This window comes from Streptomyces sp. NPDC048514 (assembly GCF_043199955.1).
Taxonomy (GTDB): Bacteria; Actinomycetota; Actinomycetes; order Streptomycetales; family Streptomycetaceae; genus Streptomyces.
In genome coordinates, this window is record NZ_JBICWT010000011.1 from 191,918 (window position 1) to 216,244 (window position 24,327).

25 protein-coding genes and 1 riboswitch are annotated in these 24,327 nt (G+C 69.2%); of the genes, 12 read left to right on the forward strand and 13 right to left on the reverse strand.

Annotated elements, in window-relative coordinates:
* Positions 1-33 precede the first annotated feature (33 nt).
* Positions 34-1,422 (forward strand): serine hydrolase domain-containing protein, encoded by a 1,389-nt coding sequence (locus tag ACGFT2_RS24955; protein WP_393281918.1) that lies wholly within the window; start codon positions 34-36, stop codon positions 1,420-1,422.
* 69 nt (positions 1,423-1,491) lie between these two features.
* On the opposite strand, the gene ACGFT2_RS24960 is transcribed toward ACGFT2_RS24955, so the two are convergent.
* On the reverse strand, positions 1,492-1,944 hold the full coding sequence (locus tag ACGFT2_RS24960; protein WP_393281920.1) for a GNAT family N-acetyltransferase: 453 nt from the start codon (positions 1,942-1,944) through the stop codon (positions 1,492-1,494).
* A 9-nt stretch (positions 1,945-1,953) separates the two neighbouring features.
* Positions 1,954-2,412 (reverse strand): MarR family winged helix-turn-helix transcriptional regulator, encoded by a 459-nt coding sequence (locus tag ACGFT2_RS24965; RefSeq protein WP_393281921.1) that lies wholly within the window; start codon positions 2,410-2,412, stop codon positions 1,954-1,956.
* Between the two features lie 144 nt (positions 2,413-2,556).
* Between ACGFT2_RS24965 and ACGFT2_RS24970 the strand changes: the two genes are divergently transcribed.
* Entirely contained in the window at positions 2,557-3,765 is a 1,209-nt protein-coding gene (locus tag ACGFT2_RS24970; RefSeq protein WP_393281923.1) for an MFS transporter, read from the forward strand.
* A 95-nt stretch (positions 3,766-3,860) separates the two neighbouring features.
* A complete protein-coding gene (locus ACGFT2_RS24975) occupies positions 3,861-4,280 on the forward strand; it encodes a heme-binding protein (protein ID WP_393281924.1) in 420 nt (139 codons plus the stop codon).
* Between the two features lie 80 nt (positions 4,281-4,360).
* Here ACGFT2_RS24975 and ACGFT2_RS24980 read toward each other — a convergent pair whose 3' ends face one another.
* On the reverse strand, positions 4,361-5,227 hold the full coding sequence (locus ACGFT2_RS24980; RefSeq protein ID WP_393281926.1) for a GNAT family N-acetyltransferase: 867 nt from the start codon (positions 5,225-5,227) through the stop codon (positions 4,361-4,363).
* A 151-nt stretch (positions 5,228-5,378) separates the two neighbouring features.
* Here ACGFT2_RS24980 and ACGFT2_RS24985 point away from each other — a divergent pair, with 151 nt between their 5' ends.
* Positions 5,379-6,011, forward strand: coding sequence for an HAD family hydrolase (locus ACGFT2_RS24985; RefSeq protein ID WP_393281928.1), 633 nt, complete (start codon positions 5,379-5,381; stop codon positions 6,009-6,011).
* 122 nt (positions 6,012-6,133) lie between these two features.
* On the opposite strand, the gene ACGFT2_RS24990 is transcribed toward ACGFT2_RS24985, so the two are convergent.
* The 5 genes from ACGFT2_RS24990 to ACGFT2_RS25010 all read right to left on the reverse strand — a co-directional run bounded on the left by ACGFT2_RS24990 (position 6,134) and on the right by ACGFT2_RS25010 (position 9,867).
* On the reverse strand, positions 6,134-6,616 hold the full coding sequence (locus ACGFT2_RS24990) for an NUDIX domain-containing protein (protein WP_393281929.1): 483 nt from the start codon (positions 6,614-6,616) through the stop codon (positions 6,134-6,136).
* 87 nt (positions 6,617-6,703) lie between these two features.
* Positions 6,704-7,609 carry a LysR family transcriptional regulator gene (locus ACGFT2_RS24995; RefSeq protein ID WP_393282206.1) on the reverse strand — a complete coding sequence of 302 codons (906 nt, stop codon included), beginning with the start codon at positions 7,607-7,609 and terminating at the stop codon, positions 6,704-6,706.
* A 236-nt stretch (positions 7,610-7,845) separates the two neighbouring features.
* Positions 7,846-8,994, reverse strand: coding sequence for a cystathionine gamma-lyase (locus ACGFT2_RS25000; RefSeq protein WP_393281931.1), 1,149 nt, complete (start codon positions 8,992-8,994; stop codon positions 7,846-7,848).
* Positions 8,991-9,482 carry a low molecular weight protein-tyrosine-phosphatase gene (locus ACGFT2_RS25005; protein WP_393281933.1) on the reverse strand — a complete coding sequence of 164 codons (492 nt, stop codon included), beginning with the start codon at positions 9,480-9,482 and terminating at the stop codon, positions 8,991-8,993. Before ACGFT2_RS25005 ends, ACGFT2_RS25000 begins: the two co-directional genes overlap by 4 nt.
* 7 nt (positions 9,483-9,489) lie before the next feature.
* Complete coding sequence (locus tag ACGFT2_RS25010) at positions 9,490-9,867, reverse strand: phage holin family protein (RefSeq protein WP_393281935.1); 378 nt, start codon at positions 9,865-9,867, stop codon at positions 9,490-9,492.
* Positions 9,868-9,926: 59 nt separating this feature from the next.
* On the opposite strand from ACGFT2_RS25010, the gene ACGFT2_RS25015 reads away from it, so the two are divergent.
* From ACGFT2_RS25015 to ACGFT2_RS25030, 4 genes are all read left to right on the forward strand, one after another.
* Positions 9,927-10,244 (forward strand): cupin domain-containing protein, encoded by a 318-nt coding sequence (locus tag ACGFT2_RS25015; protein WP_393281937.1) that lies wholly within the window; start codon positions 9,927-9,929, stop codon positions 10,242-10,244.
* Positions 10,245-10,378: 134 nt separating this feature from the next.
* Positions 10,379-10,591, forward strand: a complete 213-nt coding sequence (locus ACGFT2_RS25020) for a DUF5326 family protein (protein WP_393281939.1) — start codon at positions 10,379-10,381, stop codon at positions 10,589-10,591.
* A 530-nt stretch (positions 10,592-11,121) separates the two neighbouring features.
* A complete protein-coding gene (locus ACGFT2_RS25025) occupies positions 11,122-11,835 on the forward strand; it encodes an IclR family transcriptional regulator (protein WP_393282207.1) in 714 nt (237 codons plus the stop codon).
* A 100-nt stretch (positions 11,836-11,935) separates the two neighbouring features.
* Positions 11,936-12,373: an SsgA family sporulation/cell division regulator gene (locus ACGFT2_RS25030; protein ID WP_393281941.1), complete on the forward strand. Its 438-nt coding sequence runs from the start codon at positions 11,936-11,938 to the stop codon at positions 12,371-12,373.
* A gap of 131 nt (positions 12,374-12,504) precedes the next feature.
* Here the strand turns inward: ACGFT2_RS25030 and ACGFT2_RS25035 are convergent, their stop codons facing one another.
* Entirely contained in the window at positions 12,505-13,908 is a 1,404-nt protein-coding gene (locus ACGFT2_RS25035) for a YibE/F family protein (protein ID WP_393281943.1), read from the reverse strand.
* A 71-nt stretch (positions 13,909-13,979) separates the two neighbouring features.
* Positions 13,980-14,157: riboswitch (TPP riboswitch) on the forward strand.
* Between ACGFT2_RS25035 and thiC the strand changes: the two genes are divergently transcribed.
* Positions 14,150-15,934 (forward strand): phosphomethylpyrimidine synthase ThiC, encoded by a 1,785-nt coding sequence (gene thiC / locus ACGFT2_RS25040; protein ID WP_393281944.1) that lies wholly within the window; start codon positions 14,150-14,152, stop codon positions 15,932-15,934. It overlaps the preceding riboswitch by 8 nt.
* Positions 15,935-16,107: 173 nt before the next feature.
* Here the strand turns inward: thiC and ACGFT2_RS25045 are convergent, their stop codons facing one another.
* From ACGFT2_RS25045 to ACGFT2_RS25055, 3 genes are all read right to left on the reverse strand, one after another.
* A complete protein-coding gene (locus ACGFT2_RS25045; RefSeq protein WP_393281946.1) occupies positions 16,108-16,974 on the reverse strand; it encodes a hypothetical protein in 867 nt (288 codons plus the stop codon).
* Between the two features lie 182 nt (positions 16,975-17,156).
* The gene (locus ACGFT2_RS25050) at positions 17,157-18,236 is read right to left on the reverse strand and encodes a metallophosphoesterase (protein WP_393281947.1); all 1,080 of its coding nucleotides are present in this window, start codon (positions 18,234-18,236) and stop codon (positions 17,157-17,159) included.
* 299 nt (positions 18,237-18,535) lie between these two features.
* On the reverse strand, positions 18,536-19,648 hold the full coding sequence (locus ACGFT2_RS25055; protein ID WP_393281949.1) for a LacI family DNA-binding transcriptional regulator: 1,113 nt from the start codon (positions 19,646-19,648) through the stop codon (positions 18,536-18,538).
* 429 nt (positions 19,649-20,077) lie between these two features.
* On the opposite strand from ACGFT2_RS25055, the gene hisC reads away from it, so the two are divergent.
* Entirely contained in the window at positions 20,078-21,157 is a 1,080-nt protein-coding gene (hisC, locus tag ACGFT2_RS25060; protein WP_393281951.1) for a histidinol-phosphate transaminase, read from the forward strand.
* A 13-nt stretch (positions 21,158-21,170) separates the two neighbouring features.
* Here the strand turns inward: hisC and ACGFT2_RS25065 are convergent, their stop codons facing one another.
* On the reverse strand, positions 21,171-21,575 hold the full coding sequence (locus ACGFT2_RS25065) for a cyclophilin-like fold protein (protein ID WP_393281952.1): 405 nt from the start codon (positions 21,573-21,575) through the stop codon (positions 21,171-21,173).
* Between the two features lie 205 nt (positions 21,576-21,780).
* Between ACGFT2_RS25065 and ACGFT2_RS25070 the strand changes: the two genes are divergently transcribed.
* Together ACGFT2_RS25070 and cydB are read left to right on the forward strand one after the other, a co-directional pair.
* A complete protein-coding gene (locus ACGFT2_RS25070) occupies positions 21,781-23,289 on the forward strand; it encodes a cytochrome ubiquinol oxidase subunit I (protein ID WP_393281954.1) in 1,509 nt (502 codons plus the stop codon).
* Positions 23,290-23,304: 15 nt separating this feature from the next.
* The gene (cydB, locus tag ACGFT2_RS25075; protein ID WP_393281955.1) at positions 23,305-24,324 is read left to right on the forward strand and encodes a cytochrome d ubiquinol oxidase subunit II; all 1,020 of its coding nucleotides are present in this window, start codon (positions 23,305-23,307) and stop codon (positions 24,322-24,324) included.
* The last annotated feature ends 3 nt before the right edge of the window (positions 24,325-24,327 follow it).

Consider the following 24,327-nt stretch of genomic DNA (forward strand, 5'->3'; position numbering starts at 1 on the left):
GACGCTCGCCGCGGAAGCCGGTGGACTGGGCACATGACGACATCGCAGGAAGTACTGCTCCCCGCCACCCGGCGTGCGTTGCTGCACCGGATCGCGGTCGCGCAGAACGAAGGGCGGGCGCCCTCGCTGGTCGCCGCCGTCGTACGGGGCGGGCAGGCCGTGTGGCACGGGGCGCGCACCTCCGTAGAGGGGCACGGGCCGGACGAGGATGTGCAGTACAGGATCGGTTCCATCACGAAGACCTTCACCGCCGTACTGGTGATGCGGCTGCGCGACGAAGGCCTGCTCGACCTCGGGGATCCGCTGGAGAAGCATCTGCCGGGCACGGGCGCGGGAGAGGCGACGGTCGCCGAACTCCTCGCCCACACCGCCGGACTGGCGGCCGAGTCACCCGCGCCCTGGTGGGAGCGGACCCCCGGCTCCTTGCGGCCCGAGCTGAGCGATGTGCTCGGTGAGCAGCCCCTCCTGCACCCCGTCGGCCGGCGGCATCACTACTCCAACCCCGGATACACGCTCCTCGGTGCCCTGGTCGAAGAACTGCGCGGCGCTCCTTGGGGCGAAGTGCTGCGCGGCGAGATTCTCGAACCGCTCGGTCTGCACCGCACCGGCACACAGCCTCGGTCGCCGCATGCGGGCGGCTGGGCTGTACATCCCTGGGCCGACGCCCTGCTTCCCGAACCGCTGGAAGACCTCGGCCGGATGACACCGGCCGGGCAGCTGTGGTCGACCACGGGGGACCTGGCGCGGTTCGCCGCCTTTCTGGCCCGGGGAGACGATCGCGTACTGGGCGCGAAGTCGGTCCGGGAGATGCGCACTCCGGCTGCGCCCACCGAGGCCGCGGACATGCTGGACGGGACCACCTACGGACTGGGGATGCAGATCCAGCGTCGCGACGGCAGGCTGCTCGTCGGGCACTCCGGTTCGCTGCCCGGTTTCCTGGCCAACCTCACCATCGGCGTGGAGGACGACGTGGCCGCGGTGGTGCTCGCCAACTGCACCAGCGGGCCACTGCTGGGTGCCGTGGGTGCCGACCTCGTGCGGATCGTCGCCGAAGCGGAACCCCGGATCCCCGAGCCCTGGCGGCCACTGCGGGAGGTCGACCCGGCGGTCCTGGAGCTGGCGGGACAGTGGTACTGGGGAACTCAGACCTTCGGCCTGCGGGTGACCGCCGACGGGCTCATCGCCCTGGGGCCGCTGACGGGTGGCGGACGCCGCGCACGCTTCCGTCCGAACGGTGACGGCACCTGGACGGGCCTGGAGGGTTATTACGCCGGGGAGCTGCTGCGGCCCGTGCGGCGCCCGGACGGGGCCGTGAGCCACCTCGACCTCGGCTCGTTCGTGTTCACGCGGCAGCCTTACGACTCCGAGGCTCCCGTGCCCGGCGGAGTGGATCCGGAAGGGTGGCGGGGGATCGGCCGGTAGGAATGCGCGAAAGCGGTGTGTTTCACGTGAAACACACCGCTCTGTCCTGCCGTTGCTCCCGAGGTCCCGTCACAGCTTCAGCTTGAAGCCCTCGTGTGAGGCGGTGAAGCCCAGCCGCTCGTAGAAACGGTGGGCGTCGGCGCGCGACTTGTCGGAGGTCAGCTGCACCATCTGACAGTCGAGTCGGCGGGAGGTGTCGATCGCCCACTCGATGAGCCGGCTGCCGAGCCCGCTGCCCCGCTCGTCGGCATGGATGCGCACGGCCTCGATGAGGGCGCGGGTCGCCCCTCGATGGGAGAGGCCGGGGATGATGGTGAGCTGAAGCGTTCCGATCACCCGGCCCTCGCGCACGGCGACGACGAGGTGCTGGTTCGCATCGGCGTCGAGGCGCTCCAGCGCGGCCCGGTACGGGGTCAGGTCATGAGGCGACTCGCGCTGGGCGCCCAGTGGGTCGTCGGCGAGCATCGCGACGATCGCCGGCAGCTCATCGGCGGTGACGCGCCGTATTTCAAGATCTCCCATGCCCGCACCCTATGCGGGGGCGTTCAGTGACTCCACGACCCGGACCAGCGGGGCCAGCTCGGGACTGCGGGAGGCGTCGTCCAGGGCCTCGCGCAGGGCGGCGTCATTGGTGGGCCGCGCCTCCTCGAGCAGCCGCAGCCCCGCCTCGGTGACATTGGTGTAGATACCGCGTCGGTCGGTGGGGCACAGGTAGCGCTCCAGCAGCCCGCGGTCCTCCAGTCGGGTCACCAGTCGGGTGGTGGCGCTCTGGCTGAGGACGACCGCGTCGGCGACCTGCTTCATCTGCAGATGACCGCCATCGCCGTCGTGCTGTCGGCTCAGCACGTCGAGCAGGGAGTACTCGCGCACGCTCAGGTCGTGCTGCGCCTGCAGGGCGCGTTCGATGTGCGCCTCGATCTTTCCGTGCAGCGCAGAGAGGGCGCACCAGCCCTGGGCAAGAGCGGTGAGCGCGGGGTCCGTCGCTGTCATGGGCGTTCTCCTCCGTCCCGGGGCGGCTGACTCAAGGATAGAGCACCGCCGCAATAGTCAGCTGTTGCGTGTAGCCCGCGTGTGCAACTATTGTGGAAGCACGCAAAGCGCTCCTGCAATCGTCTGGGAAAGGTGTACCCCCACATGCCTCTCGCGCTTCTGGCCCTCGCGATCGGGGCCTTCGGAATCGGAACGACCGAATTCGTGATCATGGGCTTGCTACCCGAGGTCGCGGGTGATTTCGGGGTGTCCATCCCCACGGCAGGACTGCTCGTGACCGGCTACGCCCTCGGCGTGGTCATCGGAGCTCCGCTGATGACCGTGCTCGGCACCAAGGTCCCGCGCAAGCGGATGCTGATGCTGCTGATGGGTCTCTTCATCGCCGGAAACCTGCTCTCCGCGGTGGCCCCCGCGTTCGCGATCATGCTGATCGGACGGGTGGTCGCGTCACTCGCCCACGGCGCCTTCTTCGGCATCGGCTCGGTCGTCGCCGCAGAGCTGGTGGCCCCCCACAAGAAGGCCGGCGCCATCGCCATGATGTTCACCGGTCTGACCGTCGCCAACGTCGTCGGCGTCCCGCTGGGCACGCTGATCGGGCAGAACGTCGGCTGGCGTGTCACCTTCGGCATCGTCGCCGCGCTCGGACTCGTCGGCCTCGTCGGCATCGCCAAGCTGGTACCCGACCTGCCACGACCGGAAGGCGTGCATCTGCGGCACGAGCTGGCCGCCTTCAAGAACGCCCAGGTTCTGCTCGCCATGGCGATGACCGTCCTCGGCTTCGGCGGTGTCTTCGCGGCCATCACCTACATCGCGCCGATGATGACCCACATCGCCGGCTTCGCCGACGGCTCGGTCACCTGGCTGCTGGTCCTGTTCGGTCTGGGCATGGTCGGCGGGAACCTCATCGGCGGCAGGTTCGCCGACCGCGCCCTGATGCCGATGCTGTACGTCTCCCTGGGCGCCTTGGCCGTCGTCCTGGCACTCTTCACGCTGACCGCCCACAACAAGATCGCGGCCGCCGTGACCATCGCCCTGATCGGCGCCCTCGGCTTCGCCACCGTCCCTCCGCTGCAGAAGCGTGTCCTCGACCAGGCACACGGCGCCCCGACGCTCGCCTCGGCCGTGAACATCGGTGCCTTCAACCTGGGCAACGCCCTCTCCGCCTGGCTCGGCGGCCTCGTGATCGCGGCCGGCTTCGGTTACACCGCCCCCAACTGGGTCGGGGCCGTCCTCGCCGCTGCCGCCCTGGTACTCGCCGTTCTCTCGGCGGGACTGGAACGCCGCCGGAGCGCGCACAGCGCCCCGCTCGCCTCCGGCACGCCCGCCGGGCAGCGCACCCCCGTCCACCACTGAGCCCTTCCCGCTCACCGGTCCCTGACAGATGCCGCACGTCGGGACAAGCCCCGCGCGGCAAGCACTCACCTCAGCAACACCAAGGAGCACGTTCCATGAGCACCACCGTCGTCGCCCCGCTCACCATCGCGGATGCCGAGCTGCTGGTCACCACCGCCCGCCGCGCGGCCGAGGACGCCGGAGTCACCGTCAGCGTCACCGTCCTGGACGCCGGAGGCCACCTCCTGGCCTTCCGCCGGGACGACCGGGCCGTGCTGATCTCCGGTGAGACCAGCACCCGCAAGGCCTACACGGCGCTCCAGCTGAACGCGCCCACCGCCGACCTGGTGGACGCCGTGCAGCCCGGCGGCCTCTTCCACACGCTGCCCACGGCCCTCGACCGCCCCCTGCTGTTCATCGCGGGCGGTGTCCCCGTCCACCGGGACGGGCGGCTGATCGGCGCGATCGGTGTCGGGGGCGGCGCACCGGAGCAGGACCACGGCTTCGCCACCACGGCCGTGCGGGCGCTCGCCTGATCACCCGGCCCCGGACGGACGACGCCGGCCTCACCTTGCGAAGTGGTGGGGCCGGCGTGCGTCGTACCTCGTACGGAGGATCAGCCCGCGGCCACCGTCAGCGGAGCGAACCGGCGCGTCCAGTCGCCCGGAAGTTCCGTGATGCCATAGGCCATCACGGCGTTGAACGCCACGGAAGCCAGGCCCCGGGCCTTCGCCCACGCCAGCAACTCCTCATGACGTACGTCGATGTCGGTCCGCAGCGGGCGGTCCGTACCGGCTGCCAGCGAGCTGATGAGAGCCTTGGCGGTCTCCGTGTCCCGGGCGATCAGCGGGCCGACGACATGGGTGTCCATGTTGGGCCACGCGGCCGCGTAGCCGATGATCCGGCCGTCCTCCTCGGCCACCCGCAGCTGATCGGCGAAGGCGGGCAGCCGGGTGATCAGGGGCGTACGGTCGGCGCCGAAGACCTCCTCGTCGAGCCGCAGGACGGCGGGCAGGTCCTCCGCGGTCGCGGCTCGCGTCTCCACCCCGGACGTCGGCCCCTCCGGAGTGAAGGTGCCGGTCAGCATCTCCGCCCGGCCGGTCACCTTGAAGCCCAGTTCTTCGTACAGCGGACGGCCGTACGGGGTGGCGTGCAGCGTCAGCGGTGTGGTCCCCATGAGCGAGACGACGTGCCGCATCAGACGGCGCCCGACGCCCTGACGGGCATGGCGGCCGGCCACGAGAACCATGCCGATGGCGCCGAGTTCCAGCCGCTCCCATGTGCCGTACTCGGTGACGACGCACGCGGCGACGAGACCACCGTCGGGGTCGTCGATACCGAAGCCCTTTCCGGCCGTGAGGAGCAGACCCCACTTGTGATCTTCGCGAGGCCACCCCCGGTCTTCGGACAGGTCGGCACACGCATGGAGATCGCGCAGCGTCAGTCGGCGAATGGGCAGAGCGGCGAGGGAAGGAGTCGGCACGCAGGTCAGGCTGTCCGACGGGTGCCCCCCGCGTCCACCCGTTTCGAGGCGGATGTGCAAGCTTTTGGCCATGTCGCCGCTCTGTGTACAGTCCACGGACAGCTGCGAGTGTTTCACGTGAAACATCGGTAGCCGATTAGTCTCGTCGGTCATGGCGAGACTTCATCTCTTCGACCTTGATGGCACGTTGCTGCACCGCACCACCGCACCGGTGGAGATATCCCGTCAATTGGGGCTGGAAATGGAGGCGGTGGCACTGGACCTGGCGATCGCGCAGGGACGGATCGGGCCGCCGGAGTACGCAGCGCAGGTGTACGAACTGTGGTCGGGTCTGACCGAGGCGCATGTGGACGCCGCCTTCACGGCGGCTCCCTGGCTGGCCCGTGTCCGCGAGGTCTGGGCGGAGATCAGAAGCGCCGGCGAATACTGCGCCGTGGTGTCTCTCTCGCCTTCCTTCTTCGTGGAACGCCTGCTGGACTGGGGCGCACACGCGGCACACGGCTCCCGCTTCCCGGCCGTGCCGTTCGCCGAGCCCCTCGACCCCTCCGGAGCGCTCAGCGCCGCGGCCAAGGTGACCATCGCGGACCGGCTCTGCGCCGAGTTCGGTGTGACGCGAGCGGACTGTGTGGCGTACGGAGACTCGTCGTCGGACAAGGAACTCTTCGCTGTCGTACCGACCTCCGTGGCGGTGAACGCGGACGCCCATCTGGCCGGACTCGCGACCCATTCCTACACGGGGCGGGATCTGTGGGACGCCTATGAACTGGTCGGCCGCACCCGGTGATCCACGGCCTTACCGGGTCCCCTTCTCGCCGTCGAGCACTGTCCGGTCGTTGCCGCATGCCTGATCGGCGCCCCTCCGGCACGACGCGGTGGAGGAACTGCTCTTCCCGGAGACTGACCGTGCTATCCGAGGTCGGGAGCGTGCATGGCGCGCACCCCCTCGATGTTGCCGTCCAGGTAATGGCGCAGCGACAGCGGGACCATGTGGACGGAGGCGATGCCGACGCGGGTGAACGGGATGCGGACGATCTCGTACTCACCGGCCGGCTCGTCCACCTCGGGGCCGTGACGCAGGGAGGGGTCCATGGACTCCAGCCGGCAGACGAAGAAGTGCTGCACCTTCACCCCGGTGGCGCTGCCATCGTGGCCGATGTGTTCGACGGTGTCGACGAAGCACGGCACCACGTCGGTGATCTTGGCGCCGAGTTCCTCGTACACCTCGCGGTGCAGGGCGTCCACGACGGTCGAATCCTCGGGCTCGACCCCGCCACCGGGTGTGACCCAGTAGGGATCGACGCCGGGCTTGGTGCGCTTGATCAGGATCAGGTCGTCACCGTCCAGCAGAACGGCGCGGGCGGTGCGCTTGACCACGGGTCGGACGGTCATGAGAGAAATGTGGCCCGGCTGGTTCCACGTGAAACATCACAAGGCGCCACCGTGCGAGCGCAGCCTGTGTGCCGCCGAGGAAAGTCGTCAGCACCAGGCCGCGGCCGACCGCAGCAGCCACTGGTGGGCCCGGGCGATGTGCGGCAGGGCCAGGGTGCCGGTGCGGGCCACCAGGAAGTACGTCCGCAGCGGCGGCACCGCCGGCTCGTGCAAGCTGACGATCGCGCCGCGGTCCAGGTCCGCGGCGCACAGATAGCGGGGCAGCACCGCCACCCCTGCACCGGCGATCACGCAGGCGAGCACGGCCCGCAGATCGGGCACGATGACTGTGCCGGAGGCGGCCGGACGGGAGTCGAAGACGGAGGACCAGTAGCGCGAGACGAAGGGCAGTGACTCGTGGACCTCCACGACGGGCAGGTTCTCCAGGGCGGCCGCTCCCTTCAGCCGAAGCGCGTCCGCGCCGATCCGCTCCGCCCAGCGCGGTCCGGCGACCAGTACATGTTCCTCGTCGCAGAGTGGAGTGGCGATGAACAGGGCTCCACGGGGCCGGGCCGTTCCGATGGCCAGATCATGGTGGCCGGCGCCCAGTCCCTCCAGTGCCTCCTCGGCGGTGCCGAAGGAGGCTCGCAGCGCGAAGCCCTGGCCGTCATCGCCGATCAGCCGGGTGAGTGCGGGCAAGGCGCGTTCGGCGGTGAACTCCGGCGGACCGGCGAGATGCAGTGTGCCCAGTGACGACTCGTCGTCCAGGCCGCTCTCGGCTATCTCCACCAGGGCGTCCAGATGAGGCGCGGCCTTGTGCGCCAGCTCGTCGCCGATGCTCGTCGGCGTCACTCCGCGGGCCTGCCGAAGGAAGAGAGGTCTGCCCAGCTGGCGCTCCAGCGTGCGGATCTGCGATGTGACGGCTGGCTGGGAGAGCCCGAGCAGCGCGGCGGCTCGCGTGAAGGAGCCGGCCCGGTGCACGGTGACGAAGGTCCGCAGCAAGGCCAGATCCATAGGCATGCCCTCTCGTGGTTCCTGCCTTCCTCCGGCCCCCGGGCAGGCACCAACTATAAATAAGTCGATAGGCCCCTGTCGCTAGCGTGATTGGACACTGACACAGAGTCAACTAGCCTTGACCACACGGTTCTTCACCTGCGGAACCGCGGACGGTCCGAGCCACGAGGGGGGAGGCTCGGACCGTCCTGAGACCTCGGCCTGCGGTCCCGTCCCGGCTCACCCGGACGTGTGGCTCAGTCGGCGGTCTCGTCCAGGGCACGCATCAGGTCGGCGATCAGATCCCCGGGGTCCTCGGCACCGACGGACATCCGAATGAAGCCTTCCGGCACCGCGTCCCCGCCCCAGCGGCGACGGCGTTCGGCCGTGGAACGGACCCCGCCGAAGCTCGTCGCGTCCTCCACCAGGCGCAGCGCCTCCAGGAAGCGCTCGGCACGCTCGCGTGTGGGCAGCGTGAACGAGACGACACAGCCGTAGCGGCTCATCTGCTGCGAGGCGGTCTTGTGCGAGGGGTCGTCGGGCAGCCCGGGGTAGCGCAGGCCGGACACCTCCGGCCGCTGCCGCAGCGCCTCGGCGACCCGCAGGGCGGTGGCGTTCTGCCGGTCGACGCGCAGCTGGAGCGTGGCGATGGACCGGTGCGCGAGCCAGGCCTCCATGGGCCCCGCGATCGCGCCGGCGATCTTGCGCCAGCGGCGTACGGCGGCCATCGCCTCGGCGTCGCGGCCGGCGACGTAGCCCAGCAGCACGTCTCCGTGACCGGTGAGCTGCTTGGTGCCGCTGGCCACGGAGAAGTCGGCGCCCAGCTCCAGCGGGCGCTGTCCGAGCGGGGTGGCGAGGGTGTTGTCGACGGCCACCAGAGTCCCGCCCGCGTGTGCCGCCGCCACCAGTCGCCGGATGTCGCACACATCGAGACCGGGGTTCGAGGGGGACTCGATCCACAGCAGCCGGGCACCGTCGAGGGCCTCCAGCTGGGCGTCGCCGCCGGTGGGCGCGGTGCGCACCTCAATGCCGTACGCCTCCAGCTGGGCGCGGACCAGCGGCAGCACCTGGTAGCCGTCGGAGGGCAGCACGACCGCGTCCCCGGCGCGCAACTGGGAGAAGAGCACCGCGGAGATCGCCGCCATGCCGGAGGCGAACACCAGCGTCTCGACGTCCTCCCGTCCGGGTGCCTCCAGTTCGCCGATGGCGCGCTCCAGCAGTGTCCAGGTCGGGTTGTCGTCACGGCCGTACGCGTACGGGCCCGTGACCTCGCCGGGCAGATGGAAGTGGGCCGCGAACACCGGGCCCGGCAGGGTCGGCTCGTGCTTGACCGGCTCGGGCAGTCCGGCCCGTACCGCGCGCGTGCCGTCGCCGGGGCGCCCCTCGTCCTTGGTGGCGTCGCTCATGCGGCCCGTCCCTCCAGTTGTTCCCGTACGGCGGCGAGCAGACCGACGCTCGCCGCTTCCACCATCTCAAGGCACTCCTCGAAGCCGTCCCGGCCCCCGTAGTACGGGTCCGGTACCTCGAGGTCGTCCCCGGTGCCGGGATCGTAGGAGCGCAGCAAGTAGATCTTGCGGGCGTCCTCCTCGGTCGGGGCGAGGCGGCGCAGGGTCTTGAGGTGGCCGGTGTCGAGGGCGATCACGAGATCGAGCCGGGCGAACCAGGACGGCTGGAACTGCCGCGCCACGTGCTCGGCGTCGTAGCCGTGCTCCTCGAGGACCGAGACGGTGCGTGGGTCGGCGGCCTCGCCCTCGTGCCAGCCTCCGGTACCGGCGCTGTCGGTCTCGACCAGGTCACCGAGCCCGGCCTCCGTCACGCGCGCGCGGAACACGGATTCGGCCATCGGCGAGCGGCAGATGTTGCCGGTGCACACGAAGCAGACGCGATAGGTCACGGCGCGCTCAGTCCTCGTCGGGCAGGACGACGTGCAGTGCCCAGGAGACCACCGAGATGATCAGGCCGCCCAGGACGGCCGTCCAGAAGCCCTCCACGTGGAAGCTCAGGTCGAGCTTGCCGCACACCCACGACGTCAACAGCAGCATCAGTGCGTTCACGACCAGGGTGATCAGGCCCAGGGTCAGGATGAACAACGGGAAGGTGAGCACCTTCACGATCGGCTTGACCAGCCAGTTCACCAGGCCGAAGATCAGCGCCACGACGATCAGCGTGCCGACCTTCTTGGCGGTGTTGTCACCGGTCAGGGTGATCTTGTCGAGCAGCCAGACGGCGACCGCGAGGGCGCCGGCGTTGGCGATGGTCTTGACTAGGAAATTCATCATGTGTCTGATCGTGGCAGACCGGATCGGAAGTGGGCAGTGAGGCGAGGGCGGCAGCGGCGATGAAGGCATTCCGGCTGGACGAACTGGAGGTGGAGCGCGCCGCCAATGCGGGCGCGTACCTGCAGTTCCTGCGGGAGCGAAACATGTCGGTCGGGCTGTACGCCCTCGACGCGGGCGAGCACGACCCCCAGAAGCCGCACAACCAGGACGAGGTCTACTTCGTGGTCAGCGGCCGGGCGTCGATCACGGTCGGTCTGGAGACGACCGAGGTGGCGCGGGGCAGCATCGTGTACGTGCCCGCCGGGGTCGCGCACAAGTTCCATCGCATCAGCGAGGACCTGAGGGTGCTCGTCGTCTTCTCTCCGCCCGAGGCGTGAGGTCCGGGCCCCGGGTTCCCTAGGGGACGGGTCAGGGGAGGACAAGGGGCACCGCGGCCCACAGCAGCCCCAGGCAGCCCTAGCATCGAGTGCAGAACATCGACGACGCACGAGACGCAAAGGAACGAGGGCGAATGCGAGAGATCTTCGCGGGGCTGCCGTGGTGGGTGAAGTGGGTCGCGGTGCCGATCATCGCCCTCTTCGTCTTCGGCGGCCTGCTGATGACCGTGGTCGGATTCGTGATCGGCCTGCTGTTCAAGGCACTGGTCTTCGTCGCCCTGGTGGGCGGTCTGATCTACATCGTCCGCAAGTTCATGACGAACTCCTCGTCGCACAGAGACTGGTGAGAGACGGGGACCGGTGACCGGTGAGGGGAACCGGTTCCCTCGGGCGAGGGAAGTTTCCCGGCGAGACCGTCTGCATGCGGTGGCCGGCGGTTAAAGTCCGGAACTCCCCACGGGATCCGGCCCCGTGGTGGAGCAGACCTCCATCCGTGCTCCTGCTCCGCACGGTCCGCCCCCTCGCGCTTCGGAAGTGACCCTTGGCCACGGTTGAGACCGCACCCGCAGAACCCCACGCACCCCCCGCCGCAACGCGTCCCCGCCCAGCCCCCCTCCAGCGTCCGCCGACCTCGATCGTCCCCGGGCAACCCCACGCCGTGGACCGTCCGGCAGCCCCCCTGCCGCCGGGCCGAGCGGACCGAGCGGCCCTCACGAGCCGTTCCACGCCACCGGCTGCCACGAGCCGCTCCGCCCCGCCGGCCCCCACGAGCCCTTCCGGACCCCCCGCCCCCACGAGCCGCTCCGCCCCGTCGGCTCCCACGAGCCCTTCCGGACCACCGGCCGCCGCGACCCTCATCGGGTCCGTGCAGCGGGCGATGCGGCTGCTGGAGACCGTGGCCGGCCACCCCTACGGCGCCCCCGCCAAGCAACTCGCCCGTGAGACCGGCCTCGCCCTGCCCACGACGTACCACCTGCTGCGCACCCTGGTGCACGAGGGCTATCTGCGTCGGGAGAAGGGATTGTTCTTCCTCGGCGCCGCGGTGGAGCGGCTGAGCAGTGCCGGAGCGCAGCAGAAACGTCGCAGCACGGTGGCGGAGGCACTTGCGAACTGGCGCGATTCCCTCGGTGTGCCGGTGTACTGCGCGATGTACCGCGAGGGCGAGATCGAGGTCATGTGCGTCTCGGAATCCGCCGAGGTCCCCGCGGTCGAGGAGTGGGCCGACTTCCGCGAGACCGGCCATGCGCATGCGATCGGGCAGTGCCTGCTCTCGCAGCTGGACGAGGACGGCCGCCGCGATCATCTGGCCCGCTATCCCGTGCAGGCCCTCACGCCGTACAGCGTGCGTGACACCGATGCCCTGCTGCGGCGGCTGGCGCGGATGCGACGGACGGAGGCGGTGGTGGAGCGGCAGGAGTACGCGCTGGGCACCGTCTGCGCGGCACTCCCGATCACGGTCGGCACCACCGCGGCCACCGTGGCCATCTCCCTGCCGGCCGGCCGGGCCGACCGGCTGCTGCCCACGGCACGTCGGCTGCAGGCGGAGATCGGGCGCCACCTGGGCGCCCTGACGCTCTCTATCAGTATCTGAAAACTTACTCCTTGTGATCTGGCATACACGTTGAGCAAGATTTGACCCACGGTCAGAGGGATTGATCCCGGCCAGTCGATGTCATATGACGGGGTAGGCGATGCGCGAGTCCGTACAGGCAGAAGTCATGATGAGCTTTCTCGTGTCGGAGGAGCTCTCCTTCCGCATTCCGGTGGAGTTGCGCTACGAGACCAGGGATCCCTACGCGGTACGACTCACCTTCCACCTGCCCGGCGATGCCCCGGTGACCTGGGCCTTCGGGCGTGAGCTACTGGTCGATGGGGTCGGCCGGCCGTGCGGAGAGGGAGATGTGCGCATCGCGCCCGCCGACGCGGAGGTGCTGGGCGAGGTGCTGATCCGGCTTCAGGTCGGCAGCGATCAGGCCCTGTTCCGGTCGTCGGCTCCGCCGCTCGTGGCCTTCCTCGACCGGACCGACAAGCTCGTACCTCTCGGTCAGGAGGGCGCGCTGGCCGATTTCGACGCCCATCTCGACGAGGCTCTGGACCGCATCCTGGCCGAGGAACAAAGCGCCGGCTGAAGCGTTACGGCACGGGCGCGGTGCCTCAGCCATACCGCACGGGACTGTGCAGGAACGCTTCTGCGCGGGGATGCCTTCCCAGGTCCTGCGTCGCGATGGCGGTCGGCGTCGCCGTGGGGCGGTCGGCCGGCTCACCGCTTGCGGCGGCGCCCCCGGCCGGAACGTGCCGCCGGAACGGGCTGCGAGCCTGGCGCTGCCGCGGTGCCCGGTCCGGACCGGTCGGCCGAGACCACCAGCGCGGCGAGCGCGGTGGTGACCGGGACCGAGGCGACCAGGCCGATGGACCCCACCAGCGTGCGCACGATCTCCTCGGCCACCAGCTCGCTGTTGGCCACGGTCCCCACGCTGCTCTGCGCGATCGAGAACAGCAGCAGCAACGGCAGCGCGGCACCCGCGTAGGCGAGGACGAGCGTGTTGACGACGGACGCGATGTGGTCGCGACCGATGCGGATGGCCGCCCGGTACAGCCCGCGCCAGCCCATCGACGGGTTGGCCTCGTGCAGCTCCCAGACGGCGGACGTCTGCGTCACCGTCACGTCGTCCAGCACGCCGAGGGATCCGATGATGACGCCTGCCAGCAGCAGACCGCTCATGTCGATCGACGGATACAGGCCGTGGATGAGGCCGGTGTTGTCGTCCGTGTTCCCCGTCAGGGCGGCCCAGTCGATGAACTCCGAGCCGAGGAGACCGATCAGCAGGAGCGAGACCAGGGTGCCGAGTACCGCGACCGAGGTGCGAGCCGAAAGCCCGTGGCACATGTAGAGCGCGATGAGCATGATCGCGCTCGCCCCGACAACGGCCACCAGCAGTGGATTCGATCCCTGCAGGATCGCGGGCAGGATGAACAGCGTGAGCACGAGGAAGCTCACGGCCAGCGCCACGAGCGCCATGAGACCACGGAGCCTGCCGACCACGACGACAGCGAGCGCGAAGATCCCCGCGAGCAGTGCCATGGGGAACTTCCGGTTCACATCGGTCACCGAGTACTGCAGGTCCCTGGGCGCCGAGGGTTCGTAGGCGACGACGACCTTCTCGCCCTGGCGCAACTGCCGGGTCTGGTCCGGCTGCACGATCTCGGTGAACGTGCGCCCCTTGTCCTTGCCGGTGCTCACCTGGATGGTCGCCTTCTTGCAGGTGCCCCCCGCTTTCTGCGCGGCCGGACCGTCCTGGGCGGTGGAGGTGTCGCCGGCCGGAGTCCCGCCGGACGCGTTCACCGGCTTGCAGCTCACGTCCACGACCCTGGTGACCGTGGCCTGCTGGGTCTGCCGGTCGAAGCCGACGCCGGTGCGCTTGTGCGACGGGGCTCCCCCGGGCCAGAGCACCACGAGACCGACCAGGACCGCGGCGGTGAACGGGATCAGGATCGCCGCGATGACCTTGCGCAGGTGCTTGGAGACGGGCGCAGCGGGACCGTGGTTGTGGCTGTGGCTGTGGCTGTGCCCGCCGTGTTCGTCGCCCGGGCCGCCGACCGGCCCCGAGGCGTCTGGGCGGCGCGGCTCGGGCGGCTGGTGCGGGTACTGCTCCGTCCTGGTCACCGCCCGATCATCGCAAGAACGACGGGGGCCCACTGTTCACCGCACCGCAAATGACGCTAGCGTGGAGGCACCTTTGCACACGCGGGAGCTCGGAGCACCGGGCTGAGAGGGCGCTGACCTCCGTATACGCGATGTTTCACGTGGAACGAGCCATGTTCCGCGGAAAACGTCGGCAGACGGAAGCCGCTGCGTCGACCGCCGAACCTGTTACCGGGTAATGCCGGCGTAGGGAGTAGGTCTCATGACCAACAAGGACGTAAGCACGCCTGCCTCCGTTCAGGACGACACGCTCCAGGAGGCCGGGAAGTCCATCGGCTGGCACAAGGCGTACGTCGGGGGTTCGCGCCCCGACCTACGCGTGCCGGTCCGTCAGGTGCACCTCACCAACGGGCAGTCGGTCACGCTGTACGACACCTCGGGCCCGTACACCGATCCACTCGTCGACACCGACGTCCGCCGGGGTCTGCCGCCGGTACGGGAGAACTGGATCATCGCCCGCGGCGACACCGAGGACTATGCGGGCCGCCCCGTCCGTCCCGAGGACGACGGGATCAAGCACACCGCGCCGCGTGGCGGGCTGCGCAACCTCGACGCGGTCTTCCCGGGGCGCCCGCGCCAGCCACGCCGGGGCCGCGGCGGCGAGGCGGTGACGCAACTCGCCTACGCGCTCCGGGGCGACATCACGCCCGAGATGGAGTACGTGGCCATCCGGGAGAACGTGTCCCCGGAAGTGGTCCGCGAGGAGATCGCGGCGGGCCGAGCCGTGCTGCCGGCCAACGTCAACCACCCGGAGATCGAGCCGATGATCATCGGCAAGCGGTTCCTGGTGAAGGTGAACGCCAACATCGGCAACTCGGCCGTGACCTCCTCCATCGAGGAGGAGGTGGAGAAGATGACCTGGGCGACCCGCTGGGGTGCCGACACGGTCATGGATCTCTCCACCGGCCGCAACATCCACACCACCCGTGAGTGGGTGCTGCGCAACTCCCCCGTGCCCATCGGCACCGTGCCGCTCTACCAGGCCCTGGAGAAGGTCGACGGCCGGGCCGAGGAACTGACCTGGGAGATCTACAAGGACACCGTCATCGAACAGGCCGAGCAGGGCGTGGACTACATGACCGTCCATGCCGGCGTGCGCCTGGCCTATGTACCGCTGACGGCCAACCGCAAGACCGGCATCGTCTCGCGCGGCGGCTCGATCATGGCCGCATGGTGCCTGGCGCACCACAAGGAATCGTTCCTGTATGAGAACTTCGCCGAGCTGTGCGAGATCCTCGCCGCCTACGACGTCACGTACTCGCTGGGGGACGGCCTCAGGCCGGGCTCGATCGCGGACGCCAACGACGAGGCGCAGTTCGCGGAGTTGCGCACGCTCGGGGAACTCAACCGGATCGCCAGGCGTTTCAAAGTACAGACCATGATCGAGGGCCCGGGACATGTCCCGATGCACAAGATCAAGGAGAACATCGACCTTCAGCAGGAGATCTGCGATGAAGCTCCGTTCTATACGCTCGGCCCGCTGACGACGGACGTCGCGCCGGCGTACGACCACATCACCTCCGGTATCGGCGCGGCGATGATCGCCTGGTGGGGTACGGCGATGCTCTGCTACGTCACGCCCAAGGAGCATCTGGGTCTGCCCAACCGGGACGACGTCAAGACAGGCGTCATCACCTACAAGATCGCCGCGCACGCGGCCGACCTCGCCAAGGGCCACCCGGGTGCCCAGGAGTGGGACGACGCGCTGTCCGACGCCCGTTTCGAGTTCCGGTGGGAGGACCAGTTCAACCTCGCCCTGGACCCGGACACGGCACGGGAGTTCCACGACGAGACCCTCCCGGCCGAGCCGGCCAAGACGGCCCACTTCTGCTCCATGTGCGGGCCCAAGTTCTGCAGCATGAAGATCTCGCAGGACATCCGGCGTGAGCACGGCACCACGCAGAACGAGATCGAGGCGGGTATGGCGCAGAAGTCACAGGAGTTCGCGGCGGCGGGCAACCGCGTGTATCTGCCTCTCGCGGACTGACACGTCCGGTGCGGTGAGACCGGGAGCCCGGAGAGACCGGTGAGAGCGGTGCCGACCGGGAGGGTGCCGGGGGTGCGGCTGACCGGGATGGGGACGCCACACCGGTTGGCCGCCCGGACCGCTCGGTCCGTGTCATGCGGTCCGTGTCACGCCGTGCGAGACACCGGCCCGGGTTACTCGGGCCGGTGCTCCGGGCCGCCGAAGTCCGGGCTCGTGTAGTCGGGGCTGGTGAAGCTCGGGCGGCCGGAGGCGGCGCCGTCGTCGGGGCTGCTGAAGCCGGGGCGGCCGTAGCCCAGGCGCGGCATGCGGCCGGTCGGATCCGTCGGGGTCGTGCGGTGCAGCGCCGGTGGCCCGGGCTCGGCCAGGGCATCCCGGAGGAAGGGGATGATGCCTCGCTCCAGAAGGGCGTCGCGCCAGGCCTCTCTGGCCCGGTCCAGCCTCTCGTGCGCCGCGTCCCGTGCCCGGGCCTCCACCGAGCCGCCGTTGCGCAGGGCGGTCAGCAGCAGTCCCACCGCCGCGACGAGGATCGCGGCAGCGGTCAGGGCGCCGAACACCCAGCCGACGGTGAGCATGGTCCGGGCGAAGGTCTGCCCGGGGTTCAGCATCTTCCAGATGTAGCCGACGAGCAGGAAGATCACCGCCGCGGTTCCGGACAGGACGGGAGCAAGCACGGCGATGACCGCGACGGCGCCCGCGCCGGTGGCCTCGGCGGCTTCGTCGAGGGTGGCGGCGAGGCCCGTCGGGTCCGTGGCGGTGTCCGTGGCGGTGGTGTCTTCGCCGCTGCCGGAGCTGGCGGACGGCACCGGGTGGCGCAGCTCCTCGCGGACCTCCACGTAGTGCTGGTACTCGGCTGCGGCCGCCGCGGTGATCAGAGCGGTGGCGCTGAGTGCCATGGTGCGCAGTTGTTCGAGGTTGAGTCGCTGACCGACAGCGGCCAGTTCCGGTCGGTGTGGTGCGGAGCGCAGCGCCGCATCGAGGACCCGCTCGAATTCCTGGCGGTCCTCGCTCTGCAGATGCTGCGGAACGCTGTTCATGTGCATCCCCCGATGCTCCGTAGGGCTTGGGGCTCGCACGCCGGCGAGCCGTCGGGCAGAAACGGAGGGGAGCCTGCGACGGATAAGCCGATGGTAGAGCCGTGGCGGTACACGGTGACAGGGGGTTGCCGGAAATTGCGTTCCGGTCTGCGCATAAGCCGCCGGGGACACAAATGCCCCCGGAACGGTCAGCCACCCAGGGGCAGTTGCTGGACCAGCAGCTTTCCGGCCATGGTCACTCCGCCGTCCATGGCGATGGCGAGTCCGTCGGCGTAGACGTGCGGTCCCTCGACGACCGGGCCGTCGTCCTCCTCGCCGTCCTCGGAGCCGACCTCGCCCAAGAGATAGGGAATGGGGCTGTGGCCGTGAACGACCCGGGTGCCCCCGTACGTATCGAGGAGGGAGCGTACGGCGTCGGCGCCGCCCTCGTCGCGGAAGGAGAAGCGCTTGGTGAACTTGCGGAACAGGTCCCAGCACTCTTCCGCGTCGTTACGGGTGAGAGTCTCGCGGACGGTGTCGTTGACCGCTTCGATCGAGTCGCCGTAGTCGAGGTAGGCCGTGGTGTCGGAGTGGACGAGCAGATAGCCGTCGACCTCTTCGACGGCGTCCAGGCGGGCCATCCACTGCAGGTGGTGGTCCCGGAGGCGGTCCATGTCGGTCTTCTGGCCGCCGTTGAGGAGCCAGGCGGCCTGGAAGGTGGCCGTGCCCGCGCCGGAGTTGACGGGGGTGTCGCCGAACCGCTTGGCGCCCAGGAGCAGCAACTCGTGGTTGCCCATGAGCGCCTTGCAGTAGCCGCCCGCCGCGGCCGCCTCGGCGGACAGCCGCATCACCAGGTCGATGACGCCGATGCCGTCCGGGCCGCGGTCGGTGAAGTCGCCGAGGAACCACAGCCGGGCGGCCCCGGCGCACCACTGGCCCGCGGCGTCGATCAGTCCCTGCTCCAGCAGGGCGGTCATCAGTTCGTCGAGGTAACCGTGCACGTCGCCGACGACGTACAGCGGTCCGGGCCCGGCCGCCGGGTCCGGTGCCGCAGCGGCGGGGGCGGGTTCGACGGCCACCTGGAGCGTGTCTCCGCGGTTGATGACCGGCAGGTCGCGCTGGGTGGGTGTGTAGCCCTCGGGGTACGCCTCGTCGGCCGGCGGGGCGGTGTCGCCCGGGTGGACCTCACCGACGTACGGACCGGTCTCATGGACGTACGCGGGTACCCGGAAGTCGCGCAGCGTCGCCGTCCGCTCCACCTCGGGTCCCTGACCGGCCCCCTGAGTCATCAGACCCCTCCACCATCGCGCCGCATCTGCACCGCTTCGGACTGCCTGGTCGCAGCGGTCCGCGGTGTCGTGGGCCCATCATAGGAATGCGCGTCGCGCCGTGTGATGACCCAGGGGTGCTGAATCGGAACAAGACTCCAGTTCACCGCGGCTTTCGCCCCGTTTGGGCAGGTGTTCGGCCGCCGTCGGCCGACCGTGGACCGCTTGCCGGTCCCGGCGAGCGGCCGAGGTGCGTGCACCGGGGGCCGCCGCCCCCACGGAGCACGACCCCCTGTCGAACACTGCCACCGCCACCGTCGCTACTTGTCGTCCGGTGTCCGCGGGGGGCTGACGGTCGTGCGCGGGGGGCGCCGCTGTGAGGAGGTGCGCACGATCAGTTCGGTCGGTATCACCTGCTCGACCGGCTGGTCGGAGTCGACGCCCTCGATGGCGTCGATGAGCAGCTGGACGACGGCCGTGCCGATGCGGCGCGGCTTCAGCGAGAGCGTGGTGATGGGCGGCTCGGTGCTGGCGTAGACCGTGGACTCGCTGCAGCACACCAGCAGCAGGTCGTCGGGGACCCGCAGTCCGTAGCGGCGGGCGGCGGCGAGCAGGTCGGTGCCGTTCGGGTCGAACAGGCCGTAGACGGCGTCGGGCCGGTCGGGGCGGGCGAGCAGCCGGTCGGCGGCGACTGCGCCCGCGCACGGGTCGTGCGCCGGATAGGCCTCGTAGACGGGGGTCTGGCCGACGCGCTCGCACCAGCGGAGGTATGCGGTGGTCGACAGGTGGGTGTAGGTGTCCGTCGTCGTGCCGGTGAGCAGTCCGATACGGCGGGCGCCGGCGGCGGCGAGGTGGTCGAGGATGCCGAGTACGGCGGCCTCGTGGTCGTTGTCGACCCAGGCGGTGACCGGGAGCGAGCCGGCCGGGCGGCCGTCGGAGACGACCGGCAGCCCCTGCCGGACGAGCTCGCTGACGACCGGGTCCTGGTCGGAGGGGTCGATGACGACCGTGCCGTCCAGGGCGACGTTGGACCACACGTCGTGGCGGGAGGTGGCGGGCAGGATGACGAGGGCGTAGCCGCGGGCGAGCGCGGCCGAGGTGGCGGCCCGGGCCATCTCGGCGAAGTACGCGAACTCCGTGAAGGTGAAAGGTTCATCCCCGTACGTCGTCACGGTCAGGCCGATCAGTCCCGACTTGCCGGTACGGAGGGTGCGGGCGGCGGCCGAGGGGCGATACCCCAGCCGGTCGGCGACCTCGCGGACGTGGCGCCGGGTGGCATCCGGGAGCCTGCCCTTGCCGTTGAGGGCGTCGGAGACGGTCGTGATGGAGACCCCTGCGGCCGCGGCCACGTCTCTGATGCCCGCCCGGCCCGGACGGCTGCCTCGCCGTGAGGTTTCCGCGCGGCTCACCTGGTGCTTCCCTGCTGCTGTCATGGCGAGCCGATAGTAGGGCTCATGCGGTGGGGTAGTGCGGACGCATATGCACGCGTTGACAGGCACGTTTCTGCATGGCTGTACAGCCCCAACTGCCTTAGAAAGCAAGGTAGTTAAGCGCTCTCATGCCAATACGTGACTCGTCGACGCGTATGGACCTGCCAAGTGCCCGATGTCTCGAAGAGGTCTCAACTCACCTTCACGAGGGATGCGCGCCACGGCGCGAGCTACCGGCGCATAGATATATGTACAGCGCGCCCCCCGAAACGTACGCCTTCGTACGGTGATGCCCTTGATGCCGCTCGAATCGATGAGCTTCGTCTCTCGCTCTCGCGCACCTGTACGCAGCAGCGCCGAATCCTCATAAGGTGAGGAGTATTGGAAGCCGGCGGCGTCGACGGTCCGCCGGTGGTCGCGAGGAGGACTGCGGTGAGCGAGACGAGCCCCAAGCTGCGCGCCGAGCTGGAGGGTATCCCCACCTACAAGCCGGGCAAGCCTGCCGCGGCCGGCGGCCCGGTCGCCTACAAGCTGTCCTCCAACGAGAATCCGTATCCGCCGCTGCCCGGTGTGATGGAGCGGGTGACCGCAGCGGCCTGCGATCTCAACCGCTACCCGGACATGGCCTGCAGCGGGCTGATGAACGAGCTGTCGGATCGCTTCGGCGTCCCGCTCTCGCACCTGGCCACGGGCACCGGATCGGTGGGTGTCGCCCAGCAGCTGATCCAGGCCACCAGCGGCCCCGGCGACGAGGTGATCTACGCCTGGCGCTCCTTCGAGGCGTACCCGATCATCACGCAGATCAGTGGCGCCCGGTCGGTGCAGGTCCCGCTCACGCCGGGAGACGTGCACGACCTCGACGCCATGGCGGAGGCGATCACCGACCGGACGCGTCTGATCTTCGTCTGCAACCCCAACAACCCGACCGGCACGGTGGTGCGGCGGGCCGAGCTGGAGCGGTTCCTGGACCGGGTGCCCAGCGATGTGCTGGTGGTGCTTGACGAGGCCTACCGGGAGTTCATCCGGGACCCGCAGGTGCCCGACGGTGTCGAGCTGTACCGCGATCGGCCCAACGTCTGTGTGCTGCGGACCTTCTCCAAGGCGTACGGGCTCGCGGGACTGCGTGTCGGCTTCGCGATCGCCCATGAGCCGGTGGCGGCAGCGCTGCGCAAGACGGCGGTGCCGTTCGGAGTGAGTCAGATCGCGCAGGAGGCGGCGGTCGCCTCTCTGCAGGCCGAGGACGAGCTGCTGGGTCGCGTCGGCTCGCTGGTGTGCGAGCGCACGCGCGTGGTCGACGCGCTGCGCGCCCAGGGCTGGACGGTGCCGGAGACGCACGCCAACTTCGTGTGGCTGCGCCTGGGGGAGCGGACGGTCCCGTTCGCGCAGGCCTGTGAGCAGCACGGTGTGGTGGTCCGGCCGTTCCCGGGTGAGGGTGTGCGGGTGACGGTCGGGGAGACCGAGGCGAACGACATCTTCCTGAAGGTGACGGAGGCGTTCCAGAAGGACCTCTAGCCCGGAGGCGGGCCTAGTCGTCGATCAGTTCCACCCGGACGGGGTCGCCGTCTCGTACGGTCGCCAGGACACCGGCGTCCCCGTCCAGAGTGCCGAGGATGTTGCACGGGCTCGCGAGGCGGCATTCTCCCCCGAACTCCGTCCGGGGGAGCCCCCACCCTTGCGAGATCGGCGTGGGGCCGTAGGGGAGGGCGAGCGCGTCGCCGTCCGTCCAGAAGGCCACCGTGCCGGGCGCCACGACCTGTCGGGCGTCCGTTTCACGTGAAACAGCGACCCCTGTGTCGAAATACACCTCCTCGCCCCATGTGCGCGCGGTCGAGGTGAGTGGCAGCGCCTTGGTGAGGGCCTGCGAGGTCGGAGTGTCCCTGTCGAGTGTCGCGGTGACGTTGCCCGCAGGCCAGGAAATGCGTATCTGCATGGCCAGCAATTCAACAATATGTTGAAGTCGCTGCCAAGGGCGTGACGCGCAGGCAAAGGGGGGACCCCCCTTCGATTGCCGACAATCAGTGCGTCATAATGGCTTGTGAATGTGAACGCGTTCACAAGCGCGTCCCGATTGCTCCCGTATGTGCACCACGAAGGGGGCAAACCGCCGCCCACGGCGTAGTAAGGAGAGTGACGACGTGGACCTGGCTCTGGCGCCGGAGACACTGGCGCGCTGGCAGTTCGGCATCACTACCGTCTACCACTTCCTGTTCGTTCCGCTGACGATCTCCCTGGCCGCGCTCACGGCCGGGCTGCAGACGGCCTGGGTGCGCACGGAGAAGGAGAAGTACCTCAGGGCGACGAAGTTCTGGGGCAAGCTCTTCCTGATCAACATCGCGATGGGTGTGGTCACCGGCATCGTCCAGGAGTTCCAGTTCGGCATGAACTGGTCCGACTACTCGCGATTCGTCGGGGACATCTTCGGTGCCCCGCTCGCCTTCGAGGCGCTGATCGCCTTCTTCTTCGAGTCCACGTTCATCGGTCTGTGGATCTTCGGCTGGGACAAGCTGCCCATGAAGATCCACCTGGCCTGCATCTGGATGGTCTCGATCGGCACGATCCTGTCGGCGTACTTCATCCTCGCGGCCAACTCCTGGATGCAGCATCCGGTCGGGTACAAGATCGACAAAGTGAAGGGGCGCGCCGAGCTGACCGACTTCTGGGCGGTGCTGACCCAGAACACCGCGCTGAGCCAGGCCTTCCACACCCTGTCGGCCGCCTTCCTGACCGGCGGTGCCTTCATGGTGGGCATATCGGCCTACCACCTGGCCCGCAAGAAGCACATAAGCGACATGAAGACCTCGCTGCGGCTCGGCCTCATCACCGTGGTCATCGCCGGAATGCTCACCGCGATCAGCGGCGACACTCTCGGCAAGGTCATGTTCAAGCAGCAGCCGATGAAGATGGCGGCCGCCGAAGCGCTGTGGGACGGACAGAAGCCGGCACCGTTCTCGATCTTCGCCTACGGTGACGTGGAGAAGGGTCACAACTCCGTGGCCATCGAGATCCCGGGCCTGCTGTCCTTCCTGGCCGACGACAACTTCACCTCGTACGTTCCGGGCATCAATGACGTCAACAAGGCCGAACAGCAGAAGTTCGGCCCGGGCGACTACCGGCCCAACATCCCCGTCGCCTTCTGGGGCTTCCGCTGGATGATCGGCTTCGGCATGGCCTCCTTCGCGATCGGCCTGGCCGGACTGTGGCTGACCCGCAAGAAGTTCATGCTGCCGCAGCACCTGAGGGTCGATGACGACGAGGTGCCGCACCTGGTGCTGTTCAAGAACAAGGCGCTCGGCCCGAAGCTCACCCCCTGGTTCTGGCGCATCGCGACCTGGACCATGGCCTTCCCGCTGATCGCCAACTCCTGGGGCTGGATCTTCACTGAGATGGGCCGCCAGCCGTGGGTCGTCTACGGCGTCCTGCGGACCCGGGACGCGGTCTCCCCCGGTGTCTCCCAGGGCGAGGTCCTCACCTCGATGATCGTCTTCACCACTCTGTACGCCGTCCTCGCCGTGGTCGAGGTCAAGCTGCTCGCCAAGTACGTCAAGGCCGGCCCACCGAAGCTGACGGAAGCCGATCTCAACCCGCCCACGAAGATCGGCGGCGACACCCGTGACGCCGACAAGCCGATGGCTTTCTCGTACTAGGCCGAGGGAACAGTCATGGAACTTCACGACGTCTGGTTCGTCCTGATCGCCGTCCTGTGGACCGGCTACTTCTTCCTCGAGGGCTTCGACTTCGGGGTCGGCATCCTCACGAAGCTGCTGGCGCGCAACCGGCCCGAGCGCCGGGTGCTGATCAACACCATCGGGCCCGTCTGGGACGGCAACGAGGTGTGGCTGCTCACGGCGGGCGGCGCGACCTTCGCCGCCTTCCCGGAGTGGTACGCCACGCTCTTCTCCGGCTTCTATCTGCCGCTGCTCCTCATCCTGGTCTGCCTGATCGTCCGGGGCGTCGCCTTCGAGTACCGGGCCAAGCGGCCGGAGGAGAAGTGGCAGCGCAACTGGGAGACGGCGATCTTCTGGACCTCGCTGCTCCCGGCGTTCCTGTGGGGTGTCGCCTTCGGGAACATCACGTGGGGCGTGAAGATCGACCGGAACTTCGAGTACGTCGGCGGTGTCTGGGAGCTGCTCAACCCCTACGCCCTGCTCGGTGGCCTGGTGACGCTCTCCTTGTTCACCTTCCACGGAGCGGTGTTCACCGCGCTCAAGACCGTCGGTGACATCCGGGTCAGGGCGCGGAGGCTGGCGCTGTGGGTGGGGCTGGTCGCGGCCGTGGCGGCGGCCGCCTTCCTGCTGTGGACGCAGGCCCACAGCGGTGACGGCAAGAGCCTGGTGGCCCTGGTCGTGGCGATCGCCGCCCTGGGGGCCGCGCTCGTGGCCAACCAACTCGGACGCGAGGGGTGGTCGTTCGCACTGTCGGGCGTCACCATCGTGGCCGCGGTGGCCATGCTTTTCCTGTCGCTCTTCCCGAACGTCATGCCGTCGACGCTCAACGGGGACTGGAGTCTGACGGTCGCCAACGCCTCGTCGAGCCCCTACACCCTGAAGATCATGACCTGGTGCGCGGCGATCGCCACGCCGATCGTCCTGCTCTATCAGGGCTGGACCTACTGGGTGTTCCGCAAGCGGATCGGCACGCAGCACATCGCCCCCGACGCTGCTGCCGGTACCACGCACTGAGTC